Source organism: Corallococcus sp. M7, assembly GCF_054512695.1.
The window spans coordinates 3025716-3050192 of record NZ_CM137252.1 but is presented as its reverse complement, the minus strand read 5'-3'; the positions used below and the strand labels follow the sequence as shown (position 1 = coordinate 3050192).

Annotated in this window: 23 protein-coding genes; 15 read left to right on the top strand and 8 right to left on the bottom strand. The window is 70.0% G+C overall.

All coding sequences use genetic code 11. The annotated features are described in order from the left end of the window. Positions 1 to 265: 265 nt before the first annotated feature. Together ACX114_RS12705 and ACX114_RS12700 are read left to right on the top strand one after the other, a co-directional pair. Positions 266 to 919 carry a hypothetical protein gene (locus tag ACX114_RS12705; protein WP_459297938.1) on the top strand — a complete coding sequence of 218 codons (654 nt, stop codon included), beginning with the start codon at positions 266 to 268 and terminating at the stop codon, positions 917 to 919. A 79-nt stretch (positions 920 to 998) separates the two neighbouring features. Continuing rightward, entirely contained in the window at positions 999 to 1940 is a 942-nt protein-coding gene (locus tag ACX114_RS12700) for an ATP-binding protein (protein ID WP_459297936.1), read from the top strand. Here ACX114_RS12700 and ACX114_RS12695 read toward each other — a convergent pair whose 3' ends face one another. Both ACX114_RS12695 and ACX114_RS12690 read right to left on the bottom strand, forming a co-directional pair. Next, on the bottom strand, positions 1941 to 4526 hold the full coding sequence (locus ACX114_RS12695; RefSeq protein ID WP_459297934.1) for a N,N-dimethylformamidase beta subunit family domain-containing protein: 2586 nt from the start codon (positions 4524 to 4526) through the stop codon (positions 1941 to 1943). A gap of 164 nt (positions 4527 to 4690) precedes the next feature. Continuing rightward, positions 4691 to 5884: an aspartate kinase gene (locus tag ACX114_RS12690; protein ID WP_459297932.1), complete on the bottom strand. Its 1194-nt coding sequence runs from the start codon at positions 5882 to 5884 to the stop codon at positions 4691 to 4693. 42 nt (positions 5885 to 5926) lie between these two features. Between ACX114_RS12690 and ACX114_RS12685 the strand changes: the two genes are divergently transcribed. Genes ACX114_RS12685 through ACX114_RS12670 form a run of 4 tightly spaced genes read left to right on the top strand, consistent with a single transcriptional unit; the run spans position 5927 to position 10492 of the window. After that, a complete protein-coding gene (locus ACX114_RS12685; RefSeq protein ID WP_459297930.1) occupies positions 5927 to 6670 on the top strand; it encodes an ABC transporter ATP-binding protein in 744 nt (247 codons plus the stop codon). Between the two features lie 17 nt (positions 6671 to 6687). Beyond that, positions 6688 to 7491 (top strand): ABC transporter permease, encoded by an 804-nt coding sequence (locus ACX114_RS12680; protein ID WP_459297928.1) that lies wholly within the window; start codon positions 6688 to 6690, stop codon positions 7489 to 7491. Between the two features lie 2 nt (positions 7492 to 7493). Next, positions 7494 to 9047 carry a GldG family protein gene (locus ACX114_RS12675; protein ID WP_459300146.1) on the top strand — a complete coding sequence of 518 codons (1554 nt, stop codon included), beginning with the start codon at positions 7494 to 7496 and terminating at the stop codon, positions 9045 to 9047. 17 nt (positions 9048 to 9064) lie between these two features. Then, positions 9065 to 10492: a DUF4340 domain-containing protein gene (locus tag ACX114_RS12670; RefSeq protein ID WP_459300144.1), complete on the top strand. Its 1428-nt coding sequence runs from the start codon at positions 9065 to 9067 to the stop codon at positions 10490 to 10492. A 7-nt stretch (positions 10493 to 10499) separates the two neighbouring features. Here the strand turns inward: ACX114_RS12670 and ACX114_RS12665 are convergent, their stop codons facing one another. Together ACX114_RS12665 and ACX114_RS12660 are read right to left on the bottom strand one after the other, a co-directional pair. Then, a complete protein-coding gene (locus ACX114_RS12665; RefSeq protein WP_459300142.1) occupies positions 10500 to 11204 on the bottom strand; it encodes a metallophosphoesterase family protein in 705 nt (234 codons plus the stop codon). Continuing rightward, positions 11188 to 12012, bottom strand: a complete 825-nt coding sequence (locus ACX114_RS12660) for a nucleotidyltransferase (RefSeq protein WP_459297926.1) — start codon at positions 12010 to 12012, stop codon at positions 11188 to 11190. Before ACX114_RS12660 ends, ACX114_RS12665 begins: the two co-directional genes overlap by 17 nt. 243 nt (positions 12013 to 12255) lie before the next feature. Here ACX114_RS12660 and ACX114_RS12655 point away from each other — a divergent pair, with 243 nt between their 5' ends. From ACX114_RS12655 to ACX114_RS12620, 8 genes are all read left to right on the top strand, one after another. Next, positions 12256 to 13254, top strand: a complete 999-nt coding sequence (locus tag ACX114_RS12655) for a hypothetical protein (protein ID WP_459297924.1) — start codon at positions 12256 to 12258, stop codon at positions 13252 to 13254. A gap of 28 nt (positions 13255 to 13282) precedes the next feature. Next, positions 13283 to 13825, top strand: a complete 543-nt coding sequence (locus ACX114_RS12650; RefSeq protein ID WP_014395374.1) for an RNA polymerase sigma factor — start codon at positions 13283 to 13285, stop codon at positions 13823 to 13825. Beyond that, a complete protein-coding gene (locus ACX114_RS12645) occupies positions 13822 to 14610 on the top strand; it encodes an ACP synthase (protein WP_459297921.1) in 789 nt (262 codons plus the stop codon). The genes ACX114_RS12650 and ACX114_RS12645 overlap by 4 nt, the downstream gene beginning before the upstream one ends. A gap of 314 nt (positions 14611 to 14924) precedes the next feature. Then, entirely contained in the window at positions 14925 to 16499 is a 1575-nt protein-coding gene (locus tag ACX114_RS12640) for a caspase family protein (RefSeq protein WP_459297919.1), read from the top strand. Between the two features lie 11 nt (positions 16500 to 16510). After that, positions 16511 to 17476, top strand: coding sequence for a hypothetical protein (locus ACX114_RS12635; protein WP_459297917.1), 966 nt, complete (start codon positions 16511 to 16513; stop codon positions 17474 to 17476). A gap of 122 nt (positions 17477 to 17598) precedes the next feature. Then, a complete protein-coding gene (locus ACX114_RS12630; protein ID WP_459297915.1) occupies positions 17599 to 18897 on the top strand; it encodes an AmpG family muropeptide MFS transporter in 1299 nt (432 codons plus the stop codon). 143 nt (positions 18898 to 19040) lie between these two features. Next, positions 19041 to 20678, top strand: coding sequence for a phosphoglucomutase (alpha-D-glucose-1,6-bisphosphate-dependent) (gene pgm / locus ACX114_RS12625; protein ID WP_459297913.1), 1638 nt, complete (start codon positions 19041 to 19043; stop codon positions 20676 to 20678). Positions 20679 to 20735: 57 nt separating this feature from the next. Then, on the top strand, positions 20736 to 21092 hold the full coding sequence (locus ACX114_RS12620; protein WP_459297911.1) for a DoxX family protein: 357 nt from the start codon (positions 20736 to 20738) through the stop codon (positions 21090 to 21092). 6 nt (positions 21093 to 21098) lie between these two features. On the opposite strand, the gene ACX114_RS12615 is transcribed toward ACX114_RS12620, so the two are convergent. Beyond that, positions 21099 to 21974, bottom strand: a complete 876-nt coding sequence (locus tag ACX114_RS12615; protein ID WP_459297909.1) for an SDR family oxidoreductase — start codon at positions 21972 to 21974, stop codon at positions 21099 to 21101. A gap of 350 nt (positions 21975 to 22324) precedes the next feature. On the opposite strand from ACX114_RS12615, the gene rpoZ reads away from it, so the two are divergent. Beyond that, positions 22325 to 22564 (top strand): DNA-directed RNA polymerase subunit omega, encoded by a 240-nt coding sequence (gene rpoZ, locus ACX114_RS12610; RefSeq protein WP_014395366.1) that lies wholly within the window; start codon positions 22325 to 22327, stop codon positions 22562 to 22564. Between the two features lie 10 nt (positions 22565 to 22574). On the opposite strand, the gene ACX114_RS12605 is transcribed toward rpoZ, so the two are convergent. The 3 genes from ACX114_RS12605 to ACX114_RS12595 are packed head-to-tail and all read right to left on the bottom strand — an operon-like array spanning position 22575 to position 24350. After that, a complete protein-coding gene (locus ACX114_RS12605; protein WP_459297907.1) occupies positions 22575 to 23051 on the bottom strand; it encodes an NUDIX hydrolase in 477 nt (158 codons plus the stop codon). A 38-nt stretch (positions 23052 to 23089) separates the two neighbouring features. Continuing rightward, a complete protein-coding gene (locus ACX114_RS12600; RefSeq protein WP_459297905.1) occupies positions 23090 to 23761 on the bottom strand; it encodes a hypothetical protein in 672 nt (223 codons plus the stop codon). Further along, positions 23751 to 24350 carry a hypothetical protein gene (locus ACX114_RS12595; protein WP_120621900.1) on the bottom strand — a complete coding sequence of 200 codons (600 nt, stop codon included), beginning with the start codon at positions 24348 to 24350 and terminating at the stop codon, positions 23751 to 23753. The genes ACX114_RS12600 and ACX114_RS12595 overlap by 11 nt, the downstream gene beginning before the upstream one ends. Positions 24351 to 24477: the final 127 nt, after the last annotated feature.

Genomic DNA, 24477 nt, shown 5'->3' with positions numbered 1-24477 from the left:
CGCGGATGCCTGCTTGCTTGGCAAGTGTCCGGGAATCTTCGGGAATTTCCATGAGGGGACCCGTACTATGCGCGGTTTGCGCAAGGCGGGTCAACTCAGACGACGGGACGTCCGGTCCGTCGGATAGCAAGCGGGAAAACTTCAATTTCGCTGTCCGCCGACACCGCTCCAGACAGCGACAGGAAGGTTGCACGGCAGGCCCCAACAGGTATGGGAAGCTGGCGGCTGTTCGTCTGGCCGCCCTGCCTGGAGTGGTTGTCGGATCATGAGTCTTCTGCCGGAGAGCGCCAGCTTCGAGGAGCTGGTGCAGGACTACTTCCTCGCGGTGCGCGGCGCGGGCCTGATGTTGTCCGCGCTGGACACCGAGCTCGTCACCGCGTGGGCGAGGGAGGGCGTGCCCTTCGAGGTCGTGGCGCGTGGCATCTCGCGCTCGGCGGAGAAGGCGCTGTGGGACGCGCGGCCCGGCGAGCCGGTGCTGCGTTCACTCAGAGCGTGCCGGCGCCAGGTGGAGACGGAGATCCGCAAGTACCGCGACCTGTCCGCAGGCCAGGGAGAGGAAGCCCCTCCGGCCTCCTCGAAGAAGCGCCCTGCCCGTTCGTGGGAGGAGGTCCGGCACGCGAGGCTGTGCTCGGCGCTGCGGGCACTGACGGAGCGTGAAGCCGCGCTGGCGCCACGGGTGCACCGGCTGTTGGACACGGTGCTCGCGTGCGTGCCGCGCGAGCCCGCGGCCATGGATCAGCAGGAGGCCTGGGCGCTGCTGGCGCTCTTGCGCGCCCTGCCCTTCGCGGAGCGACGCACGGTGTGGCGGGATGCGCGCACCGGTGAACAACAGCTGATGACGGCCCGCGCGCGGCGTGTGTCCCGGCGCTTCAGGCTCCAGGCGGCCGTCAGACGGCGGCTGGCCATGAAGGAAACCTGAAGGGTTGTCCTCCCCTCGCAAGCCTGAACGAAGGTTCAGCGGGCTGACGGCCAGGGGGGACGGTGTTATGGCTGGCCCGATGGCTGCCAAGGCGAACGGCGAGGCGTGTGGGCAGTGCGGCGGGCGGACCTACCTCATCGAGCGGCGCGGAGAGCTCGCGACCGCGCGGGTGTGTCCGTGCTCGGTGGACTGCCCGATGTGCGGTGGACGCGGGCACAGGCTGGTGCAGAAGGAAGGCACCTTCAGCGCGAAGGTGGGCCCCCGGACGTATGAGGTCCTGGAGCCGTGCGTGTGCACGCTCCGGCGCACGCGCGTGGCCCTCTACAACGACGTGCAGATGCCGGGCGTCATGGCGCACGCGTCGTTCGACAACTACCGGCCCTTCAACGAAGCGCAGGACCGCGGCCGCGGCGTGGCGATGCACTTCGCCAATCAGTACGTGAAGGGCGCGACGAACAAGGGCTTCGTGTTGAGCGGGCCGGTGGGCACGGGCAAGACGCACCTCATCGCCGCGACGCTCGGGCACCTGGTGCTGGAGATGGGCGTGAGGACCCGCTACGTCGAAATCTCCCTCCTCTACGCGACCATCCGGCGCGGCTTCCAGGACGGCAAGAGCGGCGGAGAGATCATCGGCCCGCTGTCGGAGGTGGAGGTCCTCGCCATCGACGAGCTGGGCAAGGGGCGCGGCAGCCCCTTCGAGATGGAGACGCTCGATGAGCTCATCGCCCGGCGCTACAACGCGGGGCGCACGACGCTCTTCGCCACGAACTACTCGCTGGAGCCGGAGCGCAAGGGCGCGCGGAGCAGCGCGCCTTCGGGCTACCGCACCACCGACGACGCCCGCTCCGCCATGAAGGACGCGGAGCTGCTGCGCGAGCGCGTGGGCGAGCGCATCTACAGCCGCCTCTGCGAGATGTGCACCTTCGTGGAGCTGCCGCGCGACACCCCGGACCGGCGGCGCACGCGGCAGGAGATGGACGCGCCGCCGCCCATGGGCGGCATGCGCAACCCGGGCCGGTGATCAGCGCTTGATGGCGCGCACCAGCGAGTTGCCCGCGTCCGCGACGTAGAGGGTGCCATCCGGCCCCACCGCGAGCCCGGCGGGCAGCACCAGCTGGGCCTCCCTGCCCGTGCCGTCATCCGCGCCATAGCGGCCACTGCCCGCGAGCGTGGTCAGCTTCTCCGGCTCGCCGGACGCGCTGAAGGTCAGCCGGCGCACGCGGTAGTTGCCGGGGTCGGAGATGGCGAGCGAGCCGTCCGGCAGCAGCGCCAGGCCCAGGTACGGCAGCATCTGGCCCTCCTTCGGGTCGCCGTCGCGGAAGCCGGGCGTGGAGCCCGCCACCACGGTGGTGACGCCGTCACGCATGCGCACCACGCGCGCCATGCCGCTCTCCACGACGTAGGTGGTGCCGTCCACCGCCTGGACCACCGCGGAGGGACGGTAGAGCCAGTCACCCTGGAGCGTCGTCACCGGGTTGCCGGGCGTCACCATGTCGATGCGGCGGATGACGCTGTTGTTCAGGTCCGCCACCAGCAGCGCCGTGCCGTCCGGCGTGAACGACAGGCCCGCCGGCTGGTTGAAGGCCGCCGACAGCGCGGGGCCATCCAGATAGCCCCACGAGGTGCCCGCGAAGACCTCCGACTTGCCCTCCGGCGAGATGCGCCGGATGAGCGCGTTCTCGGTGTCGGACACGTAGATGTTGCCCAGCGCGTCCGCGGCGATGCCCATGGGGCCGTAGAGGCCGGTGAGCAGCGTGTGGATCTTCCCGTCCGGAGACACGCGCTTCACGGTGTTGCCCAGCGAGTCCGCCACCGCCCAGCCGCCATCCGGCAGCACGGCGACCGCGAGCGGTGCGCCCAGTTCGTCCGGCGCCACCTTCGCGCCCGACTGGCAGCGCTTGCCGGGCTGCCCCGCCACCGTCGTCACGGACGCGGCGAACGGCCCCATCGGCGTGGGTGCCGCCGGGGGCTGGAACTTCACCAGGTCGCCCGGCAGCTTCCGGCCCAGCGCCTTGTAGAGCACGTTGGCCACGATGCGGCCCGCGCGCGGATCCGCCACGCGGTCCGCCACCCCGGCCAGCTTCTGCACGAAGTCGATGCCGCCCGCGGAGAAGACGTACGCGTCCCCCTGCTTGCGCACCACCATGTGAGCGAAGCCGAAGCCGCCCTGGAGCGACAGCGAGGGCGACTCCGCGAGCACCTCCACGCCGGCCGGCTGGCGGCCATTGGACACCAGTTGATCCACCTCGTAGCCGTTCGCCATCCACAGCGTGTCACCGGCCTTGAAGCCCGTGCCGTTGAAGACCCAGTGCTCCGGGTTGGTGATGACGGTCGGGAAGGGCCACTGGTGCCAGCGCGCGGCGAACTGCACGCCCAAGAGCGCGTTCTCCGGACGGGGCGCGGGCAGGTCGCGGAACTTCACCGTCCTGCTCTGGTCCTTGTACGGATCCTCGGGCGCGCCCTTGTAGCAGGTGACGATGCGGCGCGGCCGGCCGTCCGCGGAGGGCTCCATCCGCACCTGCCAGTACGCGTTGTTCGCGCCCAGGTTGATGATGGACCGCCCTTCGGACAGCGCGCGGTCCGCGTGGTCGCGCTGCCTGGAGGACCAGTACTCGTCGTGCCCGGACATGATGAACACCTTCGCGCCACGCAGGAAGTCGTAGCTCTCGTCCATGTCCTCGTCGGTGAAGTAGCCTACGTCCAGGTCCTGCGACTCCAGCCACGTCACTAGGCTCAGGTCGTCCAGCATCAGGTGCCCGGAGCCCTGGCCCCGGTAGTAGGGCCGGTCGTAGGAGGACTGGAAGGCGCGCGAGACGCCGTGCGCCTTCATCACGCCCTTCTGATCATCGTAGAGGCTGGTGCCGCCCCAGGTGTTGTACGCCGCCCAGTTGGCGGTGGGCATGAGCACCGCGACCTCCGCGCGCGGGTTGGCGTCCCGCACGAAGAAGGGCACGTAGCGTGACGGCCGGTCGTCGCGCACGAGCTTCACCACGTACACGCCGCGCACCCAGTTCTCGCCGATGGGGATCTCCAGCGTGGGCGACCAGGAACAGGCGATGACGCCCGTCGTCGGATCCGCCGGACAGTCCGCCTGCCGCGTGCCCTGCACCGGGCCGCCGCGCGCGACCTCGCGGGCGCCCACGCCGCCGTAGTAGCCCAGGCGGTAGACGAACCAGCTGAACTTGCGCTCCTCTGAGAGGGACACCGCCACGCGCAGCGACTCGCCCTGCGTCAGGGTGGCCTTGAGGGGGTAGCCTTCGATTTCACGGCTGTTGGCGTTCTTGTCGATGCGCCAGCCCGTGGTGCCCTTCTTCTGGTTCTCCTTGTGGACGGCGTCCGGGTCGCGCTCGGGCAGCGCGCTGCCGCCGTCGGGCAGCGTGCCCGCGTCCGGCTCCTCTTCCGGAGTGCCCGCGTCATATTCGGGAACGACGATGCCGCCGTCCGGACCGATGACGCCCGCGTCGTCGTTGTTCAGCGGCGGCTCATCATGGCGGTCGCCAGGGGGAGGCGTGCCAGGTGCCGGACCGGAGTCCTTGCACCCCGAGGCCCCCGTCACCAGGAGCGCCAGCACCACCCCCAGTCCCATCCAGCGACGCCCGTGTTCCATGCCACCCCTCCAAGGTGTTCAGGCGAGGAGGGTAGGCATCGACTTCTCAGAGGGAAGCGCCCTGCCCCCACTGAGTAAGAAAGTTCGACGGAGGATGTCGACTCGTCCCCAGGGGCGGACCGCAACTCCCCGGATCAACGGAGGTTGCGCGGGCGAGGCGCGTGTCAGCTACCGAGCAGTTCGCGATGCAACCGGGCCGTGAGGGTCTTCAGATGCGCCTTGTCCACCAGCAGGGTCACCTGAAGTGGCGAGGTGCTCACCGCATGGACCCGTGCGTTCAGGGCTTCCGCGGCGGAGAGGGCCTTGCGCAGCGGCACCCAGTCCGCGTTGAGGCCCACGCCCACACAGGTGACCGTGCCCCAGCCGTCCTGCCAGTCCACGCCCGCGCCAAAGCGCGTGGCCAGCTCGCGCTGGAGCGCCTCCGGGCCATGGATGTCCGCGAGCGGCACCGCCAGGTAGGTGCGCCCCGGCGCGCCCGGCAACCCGTCATGGGCAAGTGTGCGGCCCCGGACGGCGCGCGCGTCCAGGAACTCGAGCAGCTCCTGGAGGGGCACGCTGGCGTGGGCGACGAGCACGGCCATCTCCGAGTCCGCCGTCACGCCCTTGACGCGGCTGTCGGTGGGCACGGCGAGCTCCTGCACGCTGGTTCCGGTGCCCTGGCCGTGCGCGGTGCGCGCGAGGATGGTGATGCCGCGCGCCTTGGCCCACTCCACGGCCTGGGCGTTGAGCACCTTGGCGCCGGCGCTCGCCAGCTCCTGCATCTCGTCGTAGCTCAGCGACTCCAGCTTGCGCGCGTCCGGCACCACGCGCGGATCCGCGCTGAAGACGCCGTCCACGTCCGAATAGATTTCACACGCCTCCGCGTCCAGCGCCGCCGCCAGCGCGACCGCGGTGGTGTCGGAACCGCCGCGTCCCAGCGTCGTGACCTCCTTCTTGTAGGAGACGCCCTGGTAGCCCGCGACGATGACGACCTTGCCGTGCGCGAGCTCATCCTGGATGCGGTAGGGCCGCACCTCCACGATGCGCGCCTGGGCGTGCGCGTCGTTGGTGATGATGCCGCTCTGGCTTCCGGTGAAGCTGATGGCCGGGACGCCCTGCTCCTGGAGCGCCATGGACAGCAGCGCCATGGAGATGCGCTCGCCGCAGGTGAGGAGCATGTCCAGCTCACGCCGGGGCGGGTCCTGGGACACGCTCTTGGCCAGGGACAGCAGGTCATCCGTGGTGTCGCCCATGGCGCTCACGACGACGACCACCTGATAGCCCGCGTCCCGCTTCTGCTTCACGCGCCGCGCGACCTTGCCGAGCTTCTCCGCGTCAGCGACCGATGAGCCGCCGTACTTCTGCACCACGATTGGCATCCACGCCTCGCTTCCGGGGCAGTGTAGAGTTCGCCCCCGCGCATGCCAATCACCGAGAAGCCCATCATCGAGGTGCGCAACCTCACCCGGCGCTACCGCGATCGCGTGGCCATCGAGGACCTGTCCTTCACGGTCGGTGAGGGCGAGCTCTTGGGCTTCCTGGGCCCCAACGGCGCGGGCAAGTCCACCACGATGAAGATCCTCACCGGCTTCCTGCCTCCGTCCGGGGGCAGCGCGAAGGTGGCGGGCTTCGACGTGTCCACGCACCCCATGGAGGTCAAACGGCGCATCGGTTACCTGCCGGAGACGCCGCCGCTGTATCCGGAGCTGACGGTGCACGGCTACCTGGCGTTCGTCGCGGCGCTCAAGCAGGTGCCCGGCCGCGCGGTGAAGGCGGAGGTGGAGCGGGTGGCGGGGCTCACCGGAGTGAGCGACGTGATGGGCCGCGTGCTCCAGAACCTGTCCAAGGGCTACCAGCAGCGCGTGGGCATCGCGCAGGCGCTCATCGGTTCGCCGCCGGTGCTCATCCTGGACGAGCCCACCGAAGGCCTGGACCCCACGCAGCGCGCGGACCTGCGCACGTTGATCCGGAGCCTTGCGGGGAAGCACACGGTGCTGTTGTCCACGCACATCCTCCCGGAGGTCACGGTGACGTGCGAGAAGGTCCTCATCCTCCACCAGGGCCGCGTGGTGGCCCATGACGCCATCGACCAACTGGCGAAGGCCCATGGCCAGGCCGAGCACGCGTCGCTGGAAGAAGTCTTCATCAAGCTGACCGCCGCCTGAACAGGAACCTCAAGCGCATGCGCACCGCCCTGGCCATTGCCCGCAAGGAGCTGGCCGTCGCCTTCACCACCCCGTGGACCTACGCCGTGTTCACGGCGATGGCGGCGCTCTCGTCGTTCTTCTTCGTCAGCCTGCTGGAGCAGTTCCAGCAGGTGCAGGCCCTGGCGCGCGAGCACGGCTGGAGCAAGCTGCCGCCGGACTCCATCGTCTACCGCAATCTCACGGACGGCGTGGTGGTGCAGTTGTGGGGCGTGGTGTTGATCCTCACGCTCTTCGTCGCGCCCTTCCTGTCCATGCGGCTGTTCGCGGAGGAGAAGCGCCAGAAGACGTTCGCGCTGCTGCTCACGACGCCGGTGCGGCCGGTGGACATCGTGCTGGGCAAGTACCTGGGCGGCCTGGGCCTCATCTTCGTCACGCTGGGACTGACGCTGGTGTTCCCGGTGATGCTGTCCGTGGTGGGCACGGGCCCGTCCGGCTCCGCGCTGGAGTGGCCCACGGTGCTGCTGGGCTACGGCGCCGTGCTGCTGTGGGGCGCGACGTGCATGGCGGTGGGGTTGTTCATCTCCGCGCTGACGGAGAGCCAGATGCTGGCGGCGTTCCTCACCTTCACCGTGCTGCTGCCGTGGATGATGCTGCGGGGCGTGGCCCAGTCCACCGCGGAGCCGCTGCGTTCGTTCCTGTCCTATCTGTCCTTCGACACGCAGTTGCAGGGGATGATCCAGGGCGTCCTGGAGGCGCAGGCGCTGGTGTTCTTCGCGTCCGTCATCCTGTTCTCGCTGCTGCTCACCCACCGCGCGGTGGAAGCGCAGCGCTACGCATGACCATGAGAGCGACCCACGTCACCCGGGTGCTGGGGGCCTTCGGCCTGCTGCTGCTCGCGTCCAGCCCCTTCACGCTGTTCCTCACCTCCGGCAGCGTGGCGCTCGCCGCGGGCAAGGCGGTGCTGGGCGCGGCGATGCTCGCGGTCTACGTCGTCACGCACCGGCAGGAGCTGGGGCGCGCGAGCACCCGCCGCACGGGGCGATTCCTCGCGTCCTCCGTGCTCTCCCTGCTGGTGGTGCTGGGCGTGCTGGTGGCGCTCAACGTGCTCGCGTTCCGGAAGAACAAGCGCTGGGACCTGACGCAGGAGCGCATCTTCTCGCTCGCGCCGCAGACGGTGCAGACGCTCGCGGGGCTGAAGGAGAAGGCGCACGCGCTGGCGCTCATCCCGCCCACCCATTCGTCCTATGGCGAGTTGGAGGAGCTGTTCCGCCGCTACCACGAGGCGGCACCGGAGGCCTTCGACTACGCCTTCGTGGATCCGCGCCGCGAGCCGGCCCTGGCCGCGAAGTACCAGCTCAAGGATGGGCAGACGCTGGTCGTCGTCTCCCGTGGCGAAGGAGCTGCCGCGCCCCACACCACCCTGCCCGTCCCCGCCGAACAGGAGCTGACCAACGCCCTGCTGCAACTGAGCGCGACGGGCGCGCAGAAGGTGTACGTCCTCGAAGGCCATGGCGAGTGGTCGCTGGAGACGGCCGGAGAGGGGCTGACGGAGCTGCGGCGCCAGCTGCTGCGCGAGGGCTACCGCCCCGAACCGCTCAACCTCCTGGGCCGGAAGGAGGTGCCTCGCGACGCGGGCCTGGTGATCATCGCGGGCGCGAAGCAGGCGTATACGGCGCCGGAGGTGGCGGCGCTGCGCACCTACCTGGGCGAAGGCGGCAGGCTGCTCTACTTCACCGACGCGAACACGGACGACGGGCTGGGCCTGTTCCTCGCGGACTACGGCGTGCAGGTGGATGAGGGCGTGGCGGCGGACCCGCAGTTCAACTCGGGCAACCCGTTCGTCCTCGTGTCGAACTTCTACGGCAAGCACCCCATCACGCGTCCGTTGCAGGAGCGCGGCTTCAACATCCAGCTCCCCACGCCGCGCAGCTTCACGCTCGTCCGCGAGGGCTTCCTGCTGCCCGGCGTGAGGGTGGAGCCCGTGCTGCTGAGCTCCCCCTATGCGTGGGTGGAGTCGCGGCCCCTGGAGGACACCACGCCCTCCAGTGGCGAGAAGATGGGGCAGCTCACGCTGGTGGCCGCCGCCTCCCGGGATACGCGCGCGGCGGAGAACAAGCGCTACGACGAGGCGCGGCTGGTGGCCGTGGGCGATTCGGAGCTGCTGCTGGATCCGAACTGGGGCTACGAGGCCAACCGCAACCTGGTGATGAACGCCCTGGGCTGGGCGTCCCATCAGGCGGAGAAGATCACCCTGCGCCCTCCCGACCGTGAGACCTCCACGCTGGAGCTTGGCGAGGACCAGTTGCGGACCCTGCGCTTCGTGTCCACTGACCTGCTGCCACTGTCGCTGCTGGGCGTGGGACTCGCGGTCTGGTTGTCGCGGAGGAACCGGTGAGGATTTCCACCGTCGTGATGTGGGGGCTCCTGGCCGTGGGGTGTTCGCGCGACGAGGAGAAGCCCCCTCCCCCGCCGAAGCTCTTCGCGACGGAGCCCGCGGAGCCACGACGTGGCGCGACTCCGGATCCGACGCCCGTCTTCACGCACCTGACGGTGAAGGCTCGCGGTGCCACCACGGAGCTGGAGCGGACACAGGAGGGCTGGCGGATTGTCTCTCCCGTGGAGGCGAAGGCGGATCCGTACGCGGTGGAGGCCCTGGTGCAGCAGCTCACCTCGGCGAAGTTCAAGTCCACCGTGAATGCCTCGCCAACGGACGCGGACCTGAAGAAGTACGGGCTCACGTCCCCGGCGTTCACCGTCACGGCGCGGGCCTTCCTCCCGGACGCCAACGGTGAAGGCGCGGAGGATCCGTCCCGCCAGCGCACCGTGACGTTGGCCGGTGGCGATGAGAACCCCTTCGATGGTTCCGTCTACGTGCGCCGTGAAGGCGACGCGACCGTGTACGCGGCGGACGGTGCCGTGCGGTACTCACTGGACAAGGGCCCGTTCGAGCTTCGCGCCAAGGAGTTCCTGGGGCCGCTGGACGTCGCGTCGCTCCAGTCCATTGAAGTGAAGGCGAAGGACCACGCGTACACGCTGACGCGCGAAGCGGACGGCAAGTCGTGGCGGATGGAGAAGCCAGAGCCCACCCGCGCGAACGCCAGCCGGCTGACGGACCTGCTCAAGGCATTCGAAGGCCATCAGGCCCTGTCCTTCCCTCAGGACACCGCCGCCAACCGGAAGACTCTGGGCCTGGACACGCCCATCGTGGACGCGCGCTTCGTGCCTGCCACGGGCGAGCCCATCCGCGTCAGGCTGGCGCAGGTGACTCGCGACGGGGCGACCGTCGTTCATGCCCTTCGCGAACAGGGTTCTCGATCCACGCTGGCGGAGGTGGAGCCCCGCGCGCTGACGACGCTGGACGTGGGCGCGCAGGAGTTGAAGGACCGCCGTGTGCTGTCGTTCCCGCGCGACGCCGTGCGGCGCCTGGAGTTCCTCCCCGGTGGCAAGGCCGCTCCCGTGGTGGTGACGCGCGGCGAGGGCAACAGCGACGCATGGCAGGTGGAGGGGCCCGGCGGTGGCCGCGCGCAGCACTTCCGCGTGCTGAAGCTGCTGGGCCGGCTGGAGGCGCTGAAGGCCACCGCGTTCGGTGAGGCGAAGGTGAAGCGTTGGGAGCGCTATGGCATCAGCGACGCGTCGCGAGGCGTCGTGCTGCGCGACGCGGACGGACGCGAGCTGGCGCGGCTGTCGCTGGGTGACGCCGTGCCGGACACGGAGGACCGGCTCTACGCACGGGGCTCCGGGCCGGACCTGGTGGAGGTGTCCATGGGCGCGGTGGCGGACCTGCCCACTCGCGCCTCGGACCTCCAGGAGGCGACGGACGCCGGAGCTCCCGCGCCCTGAGGTAGCGCTACACCTCCATCAGGGCGAAGCGCTGCTCGGGCGTGAACTTGGTGAGCAGCGGCATGGCCACGTTGAACACCGGGATGCCGCTCTTCGTCTTGCCCTCTCGCGCGCCGTGGTGCGCGTGGCCGTGGAAGACGTAGGCCGCGCCGTAGTGGTCGATGGGCATCGACAGACGGCTCGTCCCCAGGAAGGGACGGATCTCGATGTTCTCCCCCTCCAGCGTCTCCGGGATGGGGGCGTAGTGCATGATCACGACCTTCTTCGGCGTGTCCAGGTGGCTGAGCGCGGCCTCCAGCTTGAGCGACTCGGTGACGGCCTCCTGCACGAAGGACTTCGTCTGCCCCTCGCCGAACGCCTGCAACGTGGCGTTGCCGAAGCCGCCTCCGAAGCCCTTCACCCCCGCGACGCCCAGCACCTTCTCGAAGATGAAGTGGTCCCCGTCGAGGATGTGCACGCCGACCTTGGAGAGCTCCGAGCAGATGTCCTTCACCTGCCCGTGCTCGTAGTCGTGATTGCCCAGCACCGCGGCGCACGGGACGCGCAAGGCCGAGAGCTCCTCGGCCAGCACCTTGCCCTCTTCAATCATCCCGCGGTCCGTCAAATCCCCGCATAGGAGCAGCAGGTCCGCCGAGGCATTCACCTGTTTGACGAGCTGCCGGAAGCGCCCGTGCTGGTCCTCCCGGCAGTGCAGGTCACCGACCGCTGCCAGCCGAATCTTCGAGCTCGGATCTCGCGCCACGGGTTCCCCCCTCGGGTCTGTCCTGTTCGTCCCACGCCCTGCCGTCCCCAAAGCCCCAGTGGTGGATGTCCACGTGATAGTTCACCTTGGACACCAGGTTGCCCCGGCACAGCTTCTCGTCCCAGCTGCCGTCGCGCACCGTCTGGAGCGTGCGGCTCATCAACTCCGTCATCACGTAGTTGGGCACGATGTCGCGCTCGCTCGGATACGCGAAGCGGAACATCATCAGGTGGCTGAGCAGCACCTCCCAGTAGCGGTCGAAGCGCCGGAGGATGCGGTCCCAGTCCATCTCCCGCCCCGCCTTGAGGATGAGGTGGTTGATGTCCGCGCCGTCATAGCGCTCGCGCTCGGTGACGAAGGCCTTGGACCAGATCATCTCCTCGGCGGGCGCGATGAGGCACTCGTAGCCGAAGATGGTGGCCTTCTTGGCGTTGGTGAACCACTCGTCATCCACCGTCGCCACGCCGTTGCCGGAAGAGAAGATGAAGTCGACGAAGTAGTCGCCCTTGTACGCCTTGTAGAGCCAGACCTCGTCGGGCCGCTCCGTGCGCCAGCCATCCTTCTCCAGCACCTCCAGGGCGCGGATGGCGTCCTGCTTGCGCGGGAACAGGTCCAGGTCCTTGGTGTCGCGGTAGATGCCGGTATAGGTGGCGTAGGCATACGCCCCGCCCACCACGAACGGCACCCCGGCCTCATGCAGCAGACCGACGGCTCTGGCGCGGGCGTTGATCTCGTCCGGCGCACGCTCCCGCTCGGCCAGCGTGGCGTCCGTACCCATCTCCCCGGGATGGTTCGGGTGTCGTTTTTCCATGGGCGAAAGGTAGGGATGGCCCATTTCAACCGTCGGGCAGGCGGGCGCGGGCGGCCGGAGAGCAGGCAGCCAGACGCCAAGCGCCTGGTTTCACTGTGCTTTTCCACCTCAAGCGAGCGCTTTTTCTGTTTTTGGGTCGGCCTGTGTCCATAGGGGCGAATTCACTGCCGCACGGCCCGCACAAGACGGGCCCTGAAAGGACGCCCGACCATGCTGCGCAAGAGCTTGCTGTGTGCCTCCCTGCTGTTCGTCGGCTGCAACGACATCCAGGCCAATGACGCGGACACGTTCCGTGAGGGCCTGCCGTCCAAGGAGATGACGCAGGTGAAGGCGCCGAAGGAGAACGGCCAGGGCCTGACGGCGGCTGGACCTTCCGCGCAGTACGGCCAGGGGCAGAAGGCGGAGTACTACCAGGCGACGGTGAACGCGACGGTGGCGGTGAACGGCGGCACGCTGTGGGTGCTCAACCTCATCGAGCAGATCTCCAAGTATCCGCCGACGACGTTGGAGGAGAACAAGGCGGTGTGGGGCCCGAGCACGGAGGCGCTGAGCCCCACCACGTGGCGGCTGACGGTGACGAAGTCGGGGGAGGCGTCGTTCTCCTGGGTGCTGGAGGGCAAGGCGAAGGCGGAGGAGGACAGCGCCTTCCGCGCAGTGCTGTCCGGCGCTCAACAGGTGGCGGTGGACGCGGACGGCGAGCGCGTGAAGGGCTACGGCTCCGGCGAGCTGTTCATCGACTGGGACGCGGCGCACACCCTGCCGGACGCCGACGATAACGTGGGCACGGTGGAGATCCGCTACTCGCGCCCGAGCGCCTCCGCGGAGGCCACGGTGGACGCGGACTTCCACCAGGTGCGTGACGAGAAGGACCCCAACAAGCGCGTGGACGGGACGTACCACTACAAGGCGTCCGCGACGGCGGGCGGCGAGTTCGAGTTCGCGACGAATGAGGACATCGACGACGGCAACCCGCTGCGCGCGAAGCTGGAGAAGCTGTCCATCAAGAGCCGCTGGACGGCGACGGGGGCAGGCCGCTCGGACATCAAGGTGACGGGCGGCGACCTGGTGGGCGAGGCCACGCTGAACGAGTGCTGGGACAGCAACTTCCTCAGCACCTACTTCCGCATCAGCCTGGACCCGCGCATGGGCTACGGCGAGGCGGAGGCGGCCTGCGGCGGGTTCACGGCGGCGGTGTACTCGTCGCTGTGAGCCGGGTCGCGGTAGGCTTGCGCCGCGCGTGACCGGACCGACCCCGCTGGCCCTGAAGGTGGTACCTCCCCGTCCCAATGAGGACCGGCGGGCCGTCCTGCGCGAGCTGTATGTGAAGTATGGCGGCAGCGTGCGTGAGCGCTGCCGCTACCTGCTGAAGGACGCGAGCCGGGCGGAGGACGCGATGCATGACGTCTTCGCCCGGGCGCTCGTGCACGGGGAGTCGTTCCGGGCGGAGGCGTCTCCGCTGACCTGGCTGATGAAGATCGCCACGCACCACTGCCTCAACCAGCTGCGCTCGGAAGGGGCGGCGTGGAGGAAGTGGTTCGCGAGGGACGAGGCGGCCCGTTCCGAGGGCCATGGCGGCGCGGAGGCGATGGAGACGCGCGACCTGGTGCGCAAGCTGCTGGCCCGGGTGGACGCGGAGACGCAGGCGGCGGCGATCCACTACCACGTGGATGGGATGACGCTGGAAGAGGTGGCCGCGGTGTTGGGACGTTCGGTGCCCACGGTGCGCAAGCGGCTGGAGCATTTCGCGGAGCTGGGTGGAGAGGAGCTGAGCGTCCGATGAGCGCGCACGAGTCGAGCTGGACATTGCGCCGCCTGCACGCTGGCGAACTGCCCACCCAGGAAGCGAACCGCGTTCAGGCGCATGTGGAGGCGTGCGAGGCGTGTGGCGCGACGCTGAGGTCCTTCGCGGATGCGCAGGCCGCGTTCGAGGCGGAGGTCCCGTTCGAACATTTCGAGGCCGGCGTGGAGCGGACCCGCGCGAGACAGGCCGCGAGAGAGCCGGCGACGAGCACGCGGTGGGTCCGGCCGCTGATGGCGGTGGCGGCGTCCGTGCTGGTGTTGGTGCTGGCGCGTCCGCTGCTGGAGACCGGCGGGAGGACGGATCCGGTCCAGCCGCCCGTCGCGGGCAACCGCCTCAAGGGCGGCGCGGGCGCGGAGCTGCGAATCGGTGGAGGTGTGGATCCGCAGCGGGTGGCGAGCACGGAGGCGCCGGAGGCTTTGCAGCCCGGTGAGCGCGTGCGGCTGGGCTACACGGCGGACGCATACCGCTACGTGGCGGCGCTGTCGGTGGATGCGCAGGGCGAGGTGACGCCGCTGTATCCGGAGTCCGGGGAGAGCCTCGCGGTGGAGCCGGGTGCCGGGCAGCACTGGCTGCCGGAGAGCGTGGAGTTCACCGGCGCGGGTGCGGAGCGCGTGGTGCTGGTGTTGACGGACGCGCCCGTGTCCATGGATGCGCTGAGCGACGCGGCCCGGAAGGCCTTCAATGCGGCGGGCCGGGACGTCACGCGCATGGCCCCGCTGGATGTCGCGGGCGCGCAGACGCAGTGGATGCTGCTGAAGCCATGAGCGACGGCCCCGTGAGACAGGTGCTCGCTCCCGTGGCGGCCTGGGCACGAGCCACGTTCAAGCGCCTCCTCGCGCAGGGAGCGCGGCACGCGTCGTGGGACGCCCCGTCGACGTGGGCACGAGCCGTGCTGACGCGTGTCACTCCGGAAGCACAGCGTGCGCCGTGGAGCGCCGCGGCGGCGTGGGCACGGGCTGTGCTGATGCGCGTCACGCAGGAAGCGCGGCGTGCGCCTTGGAGTGCCTCGCCTACGTGCGCAGCACCTGCCTACGCGGGCGTCCGCGCATCAGGGTGCGGGCGTTCGTGGGGCGCGGCGATGCGGGCGTCGATTCCCACGCTGGTGCTGGCCTCCGCCGCCGCGCATGCGGACACGCTGCACCGCTTCGCGCTCATCGCGGGCAACGACACGGGCGGCGCGGATACGCGGCCTCTGAGCTACGCGCGTGACGATGCGCGCAAGATGCACGACCTGCTCACGCGGCTGGGCGGCGTGTCCCCCGCTGATGCGAAGCTCCTCCTGGACGACGACGCGAAGGACTTCCTCCTCGCGCTGTCGGAGCTGGAGCAGCGGGCCCGCGCGGCCCAGGCTCGCGGCGAGCGCACCGCGCTGTTCGTCTACTACTCCGGCCACGCGAAGGACGGCGCGCTGCGGCTGGGGGATTCGCGCCTCGCCTTCGACGCGCTCAAGCGCCGGCTGGCCGACGCGCCCGTGGACATCCGCATCGCCATCCTCGACTCGTGCCGCTCCGGTGCGCTCACCCGCACCAAGGGCGCTCGCAAGGCCCCGGCCTTCGACGTGGAGTCCGGCGCCGCACGCGATGCCCGGGGCGTCGTCATCCTCACCTCCAGCGCCGCGGACGAGGACTCGCAGGAGTCAGACGCGCTGGGCGGCAGCTACTTCTCCCATCACCTGGCCAGCGGCCTGCTGGGAGACGCGGACCGCAGCGGCGACGGACGCGTGACGCTCTTCGAGGCGTATTCCCACGCCTACGCCCGCACCGTCGCGGACACGGCGGACAGCAGCGCCGGCCCCCAGCATCCGACTTTCAGCTACGACCTCGCGGGCAACGGCGACCTGGTCCTCACCGACCTGCGCGCGAGCGCCGAAGGCCTGGTCGTCCCCGGCAATGCCCCCGCGGGCTCCTACTACTTCGTGGACCCCGGCGGCCTCGTGGTCGCGGAGCTGGACAAGGCCGCGGACACCGAGCGCCGCGTGGCCCTGGCCCCCGGCACCTACCGCGTGAAACGCCGGCTCAGCGACCGGCTGCGCATCGGTGAAGTCGAGGTCGCTCGCGGACGCACGACCATCCTGCAGGAGCCGCGCTTCAAGGACGCGCCGTTCTCCGACGACCCCGTGAAGGGGGCGATGCTGGACAAGGGCGCGTGGTGGACGTTCGGCCTCACCGGCGGCTTCCAGTCCTTCTTCGACCCCCAGACGCGCCAGTCCCTCTTCCTCTCCGTGCCCCTCTTCGGCGCGGAGGCCGAGCTGCACGACTACTTCCGCCGCGACTGGGTCTGGGGCTTCGACGCGGCGGTGGGCGGCACGAATGGCGTGCTGGCATTGCCCACGCTGGCGGGCCCCACGTACCGCTACTCCGTGGTGAACGTGGGCACCAGCCTCACCGCCGAATGGCCCGTGGGCCGCTTCGCCCCGTTCGTGGGCGTGCGCGTCGCGTACCTCATCATGGGCCGCAAGTTCGACGACGCGGCGTTCCCGGATCAACGCTTCGCCATGGTGTCTCCGGGCCTGGCGACGGGCGCGCGCGTCCAGCTCACGCGCAAGCTGAACCTCACCGCGCGCAGCCGCCTGCAGTACCTCCAATACACCGTCGACGCGCAGCGCTCCCTGGGGTTCTGGGAGCTGGCCGCGCTCCTCACGTACGAGCCATGAGGGAGCACGTGATGCGAACCTTTGCCCTGGCCCTCCCCTGTCTCCTCGCGGTCGCGTGCGGCGGCGACTTCTCCAACGACGACCTGGAGTTCCAGAACGCCCTGCCCCAGCGCGAGGACCTGGCCGCGAAGCTCCCGGACACCGCCCGCTCCGGACAGGGCCTGGACACGCGCACCCAGCGGCTGAGCGCGTCGCTGGTGCTGGGCGGCACGTCGGAGCTCGCCCTCCAGGCCTATCAAGCGGGCACCCGGTTCAACACCAGCGTGGACGGCCTGCTCGCCCTGCTGGAGCTGTTCCGCGACGCCCCGCCCACCACGCGCGAAACCGACCGGCGCATCTGGGGCCCCTTCCCTTCCGATGACCACCCGGGCCACGAGCTGCGCTTCGTGATGGAGCGCCAGGACGCCTCCTTCGCGTACCTCCTCCAGTTCCGTCCCCGGGGCGGCGGCGAGGACGCGTGGTGGACCTACCTGCCCGGCACCTTCAGGGCGGACGGTGGCATCCGCAAGGGCACCGGCACGCTCGCGCTGGACCTCGAGGCGGCCCGCACCCACGGCTTCGACACAGGGGACGCGAGCACCCTGGACCGGCTGGACATCGACTACCAGACGAAGGCGCTGCCCACGCGCGTGGAGCTGCTCTTCACCGGCGCGGGCGCGGCGACGCCCAACACCCGCTATGCGTCGCGTCAGACGCCCGAGGGCCTGGGGGAGATGGCGTTCCGGCTGCCGTCGACGGACCTGATTCCCGGCGGACTGCTGGAGACGCTGGACATCGTGGCGCGCTGGACGCCGGATGGCCGGGGCGTGCTGGTGCTCAACATCCTGGACGGGGACGCGAAGGGCGCGCAGTACACGGAGTGCTGGGACGCCCGGACGCGCATCACCTTCATGCAGCGCAACTGGGACTTCATCACCCCCACCGAGGGCAACCGCGCCACCTGTCCGGACGTGTCCGCGCTGGACCCGAAACCCTGAAGAGGCCGCCCGGGCTACGCCTGAGCTTGGGGCCGGACAGCAGCCGGGCGGACAGTCCCTGGCCCTTGGAAGGTGACGCGCGGGGTGGATTCTCTATGCTGGCGGCTGTTTCCCGCGCCCCCATGCCCAACTCCTCGCTTCTCACCGTCTTGAAGAGCCGGCGCATCTGGCTCCTGATGGCCGTCGGCTTCGCGTCCGGCCTCCCCCTGTGGCTGACCGGCGTCACGCTGTCCGCGTGGATGAAGAACGAGGGGGTCAATCTCAAGACGATTGGCATCTTCAGCCTGGTGGCGCTGCCCTACACCTTCAAGGTGCTGTGGGCGCCGCTGATGGACCGCTACACCCTGCCCTTCCTGGGCCGGCGGCGCGGCTGGATGCTCCTCACCCAGGTGCTGCTCATGGGCGCCATCTCCGCCATGGGCCTGGTGAATCCGAAGGACGCTCCACTGGCCATGGCGTGCATGGCGGTGGTGGTGACGTTCCTGTCCGCCAGCCAGGACATCGTCGCGGACGCGTGGCGCACGGACATCCTCACCCTGGAGGAGCGCGGGCTGGGCAACTCGCTGTACGTCACCGGCTACCGGATGGGCATGCTCGTGGCGGGCGGGCTCGCGTTCATCCTGTCGGACCACCTGGGCTGGTCCCAGACGTACTACGTGATGGGCCTGCTCATGGGCGTGGGCGTGGTGGCGACACTGCTGGCCCCGGAGCCCGAGAGCGTGCGGCCTCCGCGCAACCTGGCGGACGCCGTGGTGCGGCCCTTCGTGGACTACTTCCGCCGCAAGTACGCGCTGGGGGTGCTCGCGTTCCTGGTGCTCTACAAGCTGGGGGACGCCATCGCCGCCAGCATGGTGACGCCCTTCTACATCGAGCTCGGCTTCTCCAACACGGAGATTGGCACGCTCAGCAAGACGCTGGGCATGGTGGCCACCATCGGCGGTGGCCTGCTGGGCGGCGTGCTGATGGTGAAGCTCAGCATGCGCCGCGCGCTGTTCATCTTCGGCGCCGCGCAGGGCCTCACCAACCTGGCCTTCATGGCCCTGGCGCTGGTGGGCAAGAACGACGCGATGCTCGCGGGCACCATCGCCGTGGACAACGTGTGCACGGGACTGGGCGTCACCGCGTTCGCGGCCTTCGTGATGTCGCTGTGCCACAAGAGCTTCAGCGCCACGCAGTACGCGCTGCTGTCCGCGCTGGGCACCATCGCCAACCGGCTCATCGGCTCCGTGTCCGGCTACCTGGCCGAGTGGATGGGCTGGCCCACCTTCTTCGCCTTCACCGCCGCGGCGGCCATCCCCGCGCTGGTGCTGCTGATGTTCCTGCCGGAGCACGCCGCCCAGCCGCAGGAGAACGAGCCCCCCGCGCCCGAGGCCCTCCCGCCCGCGTCGTCCTCCGCGGCCTCCGTCGCCGTGGCGCGCTGACGGCTTCCGGACACGCGCCCCCATCCCGGCAGCCCGCGTCCCGCCCGCTACTGGACGGAGCGCGTCAGGACGGGTGAGGCGCGCGACAGGGCCGCGACTTCGGCTCCCCTCTGAAGGCGCGCGCGGCTAGGGTTGCCTCCGTCATGGCACACCCTTCCGCTGGCAAGCCCCTTTCGCGCGACCTGCTGATCAACCCCGACAAGCTGCGCGCGCAGTACTACGACGACACGCCCGACGCGTCCGTGGCCGAGCAGCGCGTGGCCTTCGGCACCTCCGGTCACCGGGGGAGCGCCGCGCGCCGCAGCTTCAACGAGGCGCACATCCTCGCGGTGGCGCAGGCCCTGTGCGAGTACCGCAAGCAGCAGGGATATGACGGTCCGCTCTTCCTGGGCATGGACACGCACGCCCTCTCCGAGCCCGCCCAGCGCACCACGCTGGAGGTGCTGGCCGCGCACGGCGTGGAGGTCCGCTACACGGACGGTGCCACGCCCACGCCGGTCATCTCCCACGCCATCCTCACGTACAACCGGGGCCGCACGAGCGGGCTCGCGGACGGCATCGTCATCACCCCGTCCCACAACCCGCCGGAGGACGGCGGCATCAAGTACAACCCGCCCAACGGCGGCCCCGCCGACACCAACGTCACGTCGCTGGTGGAGAAGCGCGCCAATGAACTGATGGCCGCGGGCAACAAGGGCGTGCAGCGCGTCCCCTACGAGAAGGCGCGCGCGAGCGGCTCGGTGAAGGCGTATGACTTCATCACCCCGTACGTGGCGGACCTGGCGAACGTGGTGGACCTGGACGTCATCCGGGGCGCGAAGCTGAAGCTGGGCGCGGATCCGCTGGGCGGCTCCAACCTGCACTACTGGGCGCCGATTGCCCAGAAGTACGGCCTGGACCTCACGGTGGTGAACCCCACCGTGGACCCCACCTTCGGCTTCATGCCCGCGGACCATGACGGGAAGATCCGCATGGACTGCTCGTCGCCGTACGCGATGGCGAACCTGGTGAAGCTCAAGGACCAGTACGCGCTCGCGTTCGGCAACGACACGGACTCCGACCGCCACGGCATCGTCACCCGCAGCATGGGGTTGATGAACCCGAACCACTACCTCGCGGTCGCCATCCACTACCTCTTCCGCAACCGCCCGGGCTGGAAGGCGGACGCGGCGGTGGGCAAGACGCTGGTGAGCAGCAGCCTCATCGACCGCGTGGGCAAGGACCTGGGCCGCCGCGTGGTGGAGGTGCCGGTGGGCTTCAAGTGGTTCGTGGACGGGCTGCTGGACGGGTCGCTGGGCTTCGGCGGCGAGGAGAGCGCGGGCGCGTCCTTCCTGCGCAAGGACGGCACCGTGTGGACCACGGACAAGGACGGCATCATCCTGGACCTGCTCGCGGCGGAGATCCTGGCGCGCACGGGCAAGGACCCCGGCGAGCACTACCAGGACCTGGCCAGGAAGTTCGGCGCGCCGCTGTACACGCGCATCGATCAGCCGGCCACGTCCGCGCAGAAGGCCGCGCTGAAGAAGCTGTCGCCGGACGCGGTGAAGGCCACGTCGCTCGCGGGCGAGCCCATCCTCCAGCGCCTCACGCGCGCGCCGGGCAACAACGCGGACCTGGGCGGCCTCAAGGTGACGACGGAGAACGGCTGGTTCGCCGCGCGTCCGTCCGGCACGGAGGACGTGTATAAAATCTACGCGGAGAGCTTCCGCGACCAGGCGCACCTGGACGCCATCGTCCAGGAGGCGCGCGCCATCGTCGGAGAGGCGTTCGCCGGAAAGTAGGCGTGGACTCCGGCGCCTCGCGCGGGCTTCGATGCCGCGCGAGGAGCCCCACCGGCCATGGACGTCAAAACCATCCTGCAGTACGTGCTCGCGCTGTTCATGGTCGCCGCGGGGGTGAACCACTTCCTCAAGCCCCGCATGTACATGCGCATCATGCCGCCGTACCTGCCCCGGCCCCGGGAGCTGGTGCTCATCAGCGGCGTGGCGGAGGTGCTGCTGGGCATCTTCCTGCTGGTACCCGCCACCACGCGGCTCGCGGCCTGGGGCCTGGTCGCGCTGTTCGTGGCGGTGTTCCCCGCGAACCTGTACATGGCCCAGCACCCGGAGCAGTTCCGGAAGATTCCCCGGGCCCTGCTCTGGGCGCGGCTGCCGCTCCAGGTCGTGCTCATCGCCTGGGCGCTCTGGTACGCCTGAGGCGCTTCAGCGCCAGAGCGGCGCGTGGTCCTCGATGTACTGGCGCACCGTGCGCGTGGGGCGGCCCAGCAGGTTGGTGAGCGTGGGGTCCACCTGCTCCGCCTTCCCGAAGCGAAGCCCCACGTGCATCAGCGTCTGCATGCCCAACTGGCCCCAGGACAGCCGGCGCTGGTGCAGGTGGCGCACGTAGCCGGGCACCGACGCGGGCACGTAGCGGATGGGCCGGCCCAGCACCTCCGATAGAACGGACGCGACCTCCTCGAACGTCACCGCCTCCAGGCCGGTGAGCGTGAAGGCGCGGTTGCGCAGCGACGTGTCCAGCAGCGCCCGCGCCGCCACCTCGCCCACGTCGCGCACGTCCACGAAGGCCACCTTGCCGTGGCCCGCGGGCATGTAGAGCCGGCCGTCCTGACGGATGTCCTCGCGGTACGCGTCCCCCAGGTTCTGCGCGAAGAACGCCGGGCGCAGCAGCGTCCACCCGACGTTGGAGCGCATCAGGTGCGCCTCCACCGCGTGGTGCGGCGCCCACGCCCGCGTCTCCGCGCCCGCCATGGACAGGAACACAACCTGCTTCACGCCCTGCGTGGCGGCGGCGTCGATGAACGCGTTGAGCATGCCTTCCGCGTGGGCGATGGCCGGCGGATGCATCAGGAACACGCCCCGCACGCCCTCCAGCGCGGGGAGGAACGTCTCCGGCCGCAGGAAGTCCAGCGGCATGGGCATCACGTCCCCGTCCATCTCCTTGAGCAGTGACACCGTGTGCTCCGGCGACTTCACCGCCGCGCGCACCGCCACCCCCTCGGCCAGGAGCGCGCGAACCACCGCGCGCCCCACGTTGCCCGTGGGACCCGTGACGAGCACCGGCCCACTCACCACGGCCACCCCTCCCCTACCCACCCGATACGGCCGGTGACAGACGACGCTCCCGCGCTCATGAGGAACCTCCTCCCGCGAACCCGTTACCCCGGAAACCGGCCGGCGACGGGGCGATTCGGACCCACCCTGGCGTCCCATTCCCTACGCGAAAAAACGCACCCCTTCTGATCCGTTGAGGCCTTCGGTCTCGAATTCCGGAAGTTGAGAATGGAGCGTCCGTCAGCCAACACCCTGCGTGTGGGAGGGTCGGCTGCCGAGCACTCTTCCGGCCCGCCATCCTTCCTTGACTGATCCAGACCCGCTCTTTAGGTTGAGAGGCTTCCACCGGCTCACATCAGAGCCAAGAAGGATGTTCCATGGCCCGCGTTACCGTTGAAGACTGCCTTCCCTACGTGGACAACCGGTTCGCGCTGGTGCTCCTGGGCGCCAAGCGCGCGCGCCAGCTGATGGCCGGCGCCCGGCCCATCATCGAGACCTCGAAGAACAAGCCGCCCGTGCTCGCCCTGCGCGAGGTCGCCACCCAGCGCGTGAAGTTCGACCGCGACGTGCGCGAGGCGCTGTCCGGCAAGTACGTGGGCGAGGAAGCCAAGAAGTAGCCTTCTGCCTCTACCCCGGCTCCTTCCCCTCCACGGGGGGAGGAGTCCCGGACGCCAGGCCCTGGGCGCGCATCCACCGCAGCGCCCGGCCGGCGACGGCCTTCTCACCCTTGTAGCCCAGCGCCGGAATCAGCCCCTCGAGCGGCATCCAGCGCACCTCGTCCACCTCCACGCGCGGCCCCGGCAGCGGCCCCAATTCCCCCGCCTCGTAGCGGAAGAGGAAGAAGTGGACGCGCTTGAAGATGCGCTGCCCCCGGAACTGGTAGACGTAGCGGATCTCCCCCAGGGGCGCGAGCAGCGCCACGGCGGTGAGGCCCGTCTCCTCCTTCACCTCGCGCCGCGCGGTCTGCTCCGGCGTCTCGCCAGGGTCCACGTGGCCCTTGGGCAGCGCCCAGAGGTGACGCCCGTGCGGACGGATGACGGCGACCTCCCAGGCCCCGTCCTGGAAGCGGATGACGATGCCTCCTGAGGACGCCTCGCGCGGCATGCCCCCACCCTACCCGATGCAGGCGGCGGCCGGGACCCTCAACCGCCGTGCGCGAAGTGGCGCAGCTTGGCCTCCGCCCCCAACCGGTAGGCATAACGCAGGTCGCCGAGGAGCCGGTCCAACCGCCGGCTCAGGACGTGCCCCATGAGCCGCGCGCAGAAGCGCCGGGACAGCCGGTTCGCCTCCTCGTAGCGCCAGCGCTCCTCCACGGACAGCAGCGGCTGGTACGCCACGCGGTCGAAGAGGCGCCCCAACAGCTCCCGCGCCCACCCGGCCACGCCCTCGCCCCAGCGGTGCATGAGGCACACGACGAACTTGTCCACCTCCGCCTGGGCCTCCAGCTCCAAGAGCGACACCGTGCGCTCGTAGTGCGCCGTGTGCGCGACGTAGAGGAAGTGGCTGACGCCCTCGGTCACCTGGCAGTAGCCGTCCAGGTCGCCCTCCAGCACGGAAGCCAGCGGGCTGCCCGCGTAGCGCTCCATCCGCTCGCGCAGGCCGGGGTCCAGGTAGAGCGCCACCTCCAGATCGCCCCGGGCCTCCATGACGAGCAGCTCCTCCGGCGCGCGCCCGGTGCCGCCCAGGAGCGCGGCGACCTGTGCGTCCACCACCACGAAGGCCTCCGCGCGGGCCTCGCACTGGAAGCCGTAGATGGCCTCCAGGTGGGCCTGGAGGCGCCCCACGAGCGGGAAGTCCCCGGCGTCAGTTGGCAAGCGGCCCCTTGCGCGGAATCCAGCCCGCGTCCACCAGCACGCGCTCCAGCTTGTCGTTGCCCGTGCGCACCCAGGACTCGTAGACGCGCAGCGCGCCCGCGGGCCCCGCGCTCACCAGGCCGCGCGCGCTGATCTCCTCCAGCACCTCCACGAGCGAACGGAACTTGTCGCACAGCTCGCGGTACACGCCGGTGAAGCCGCCCGCGGGCACCAGCTCCGCCACCTGGCCGTACGCGGCGCCGCCCATCTGGATGTAGTAGTCCGGGCCCACCATTCCCTGCTGCAGCGCGCCGGAGAAGAAGCCGACCTTGTAGAGCGACACGTCGCCCAGCCGCCGCAGCGTGCGGATGCGCTCCTCGCGCTCCTGCTGCAACGAGCGGTGGTACAGCTCCGCCAGCGGTTCGTGGTCGCGCCGGCCCTCCGCGTCACGGCTGAACAGCTTGTCCGTGGCCGCGAACTCCGCCAGCAGGTTCACCAGGTAGAACTCGGTGGACTCGCCCAGCGCCACCCGCTGCCGGGCCGAGACCTCCAAGAGGAGCTCCCGGAAGAACTCCTTCAGCGAGGAAGAGGACGTCACCAGTCCGCTCATCGAGCACACCTCCCGGATGAAGCCTGGAAGGCCCCCGGGCCAGCGCCCGGACCCACCAGGACACGCTTCAAGCAAGCGTAGTCACGTCGCCGGGCGCCGGCAAAAGGCACCTGAGTCTTATCAAGCA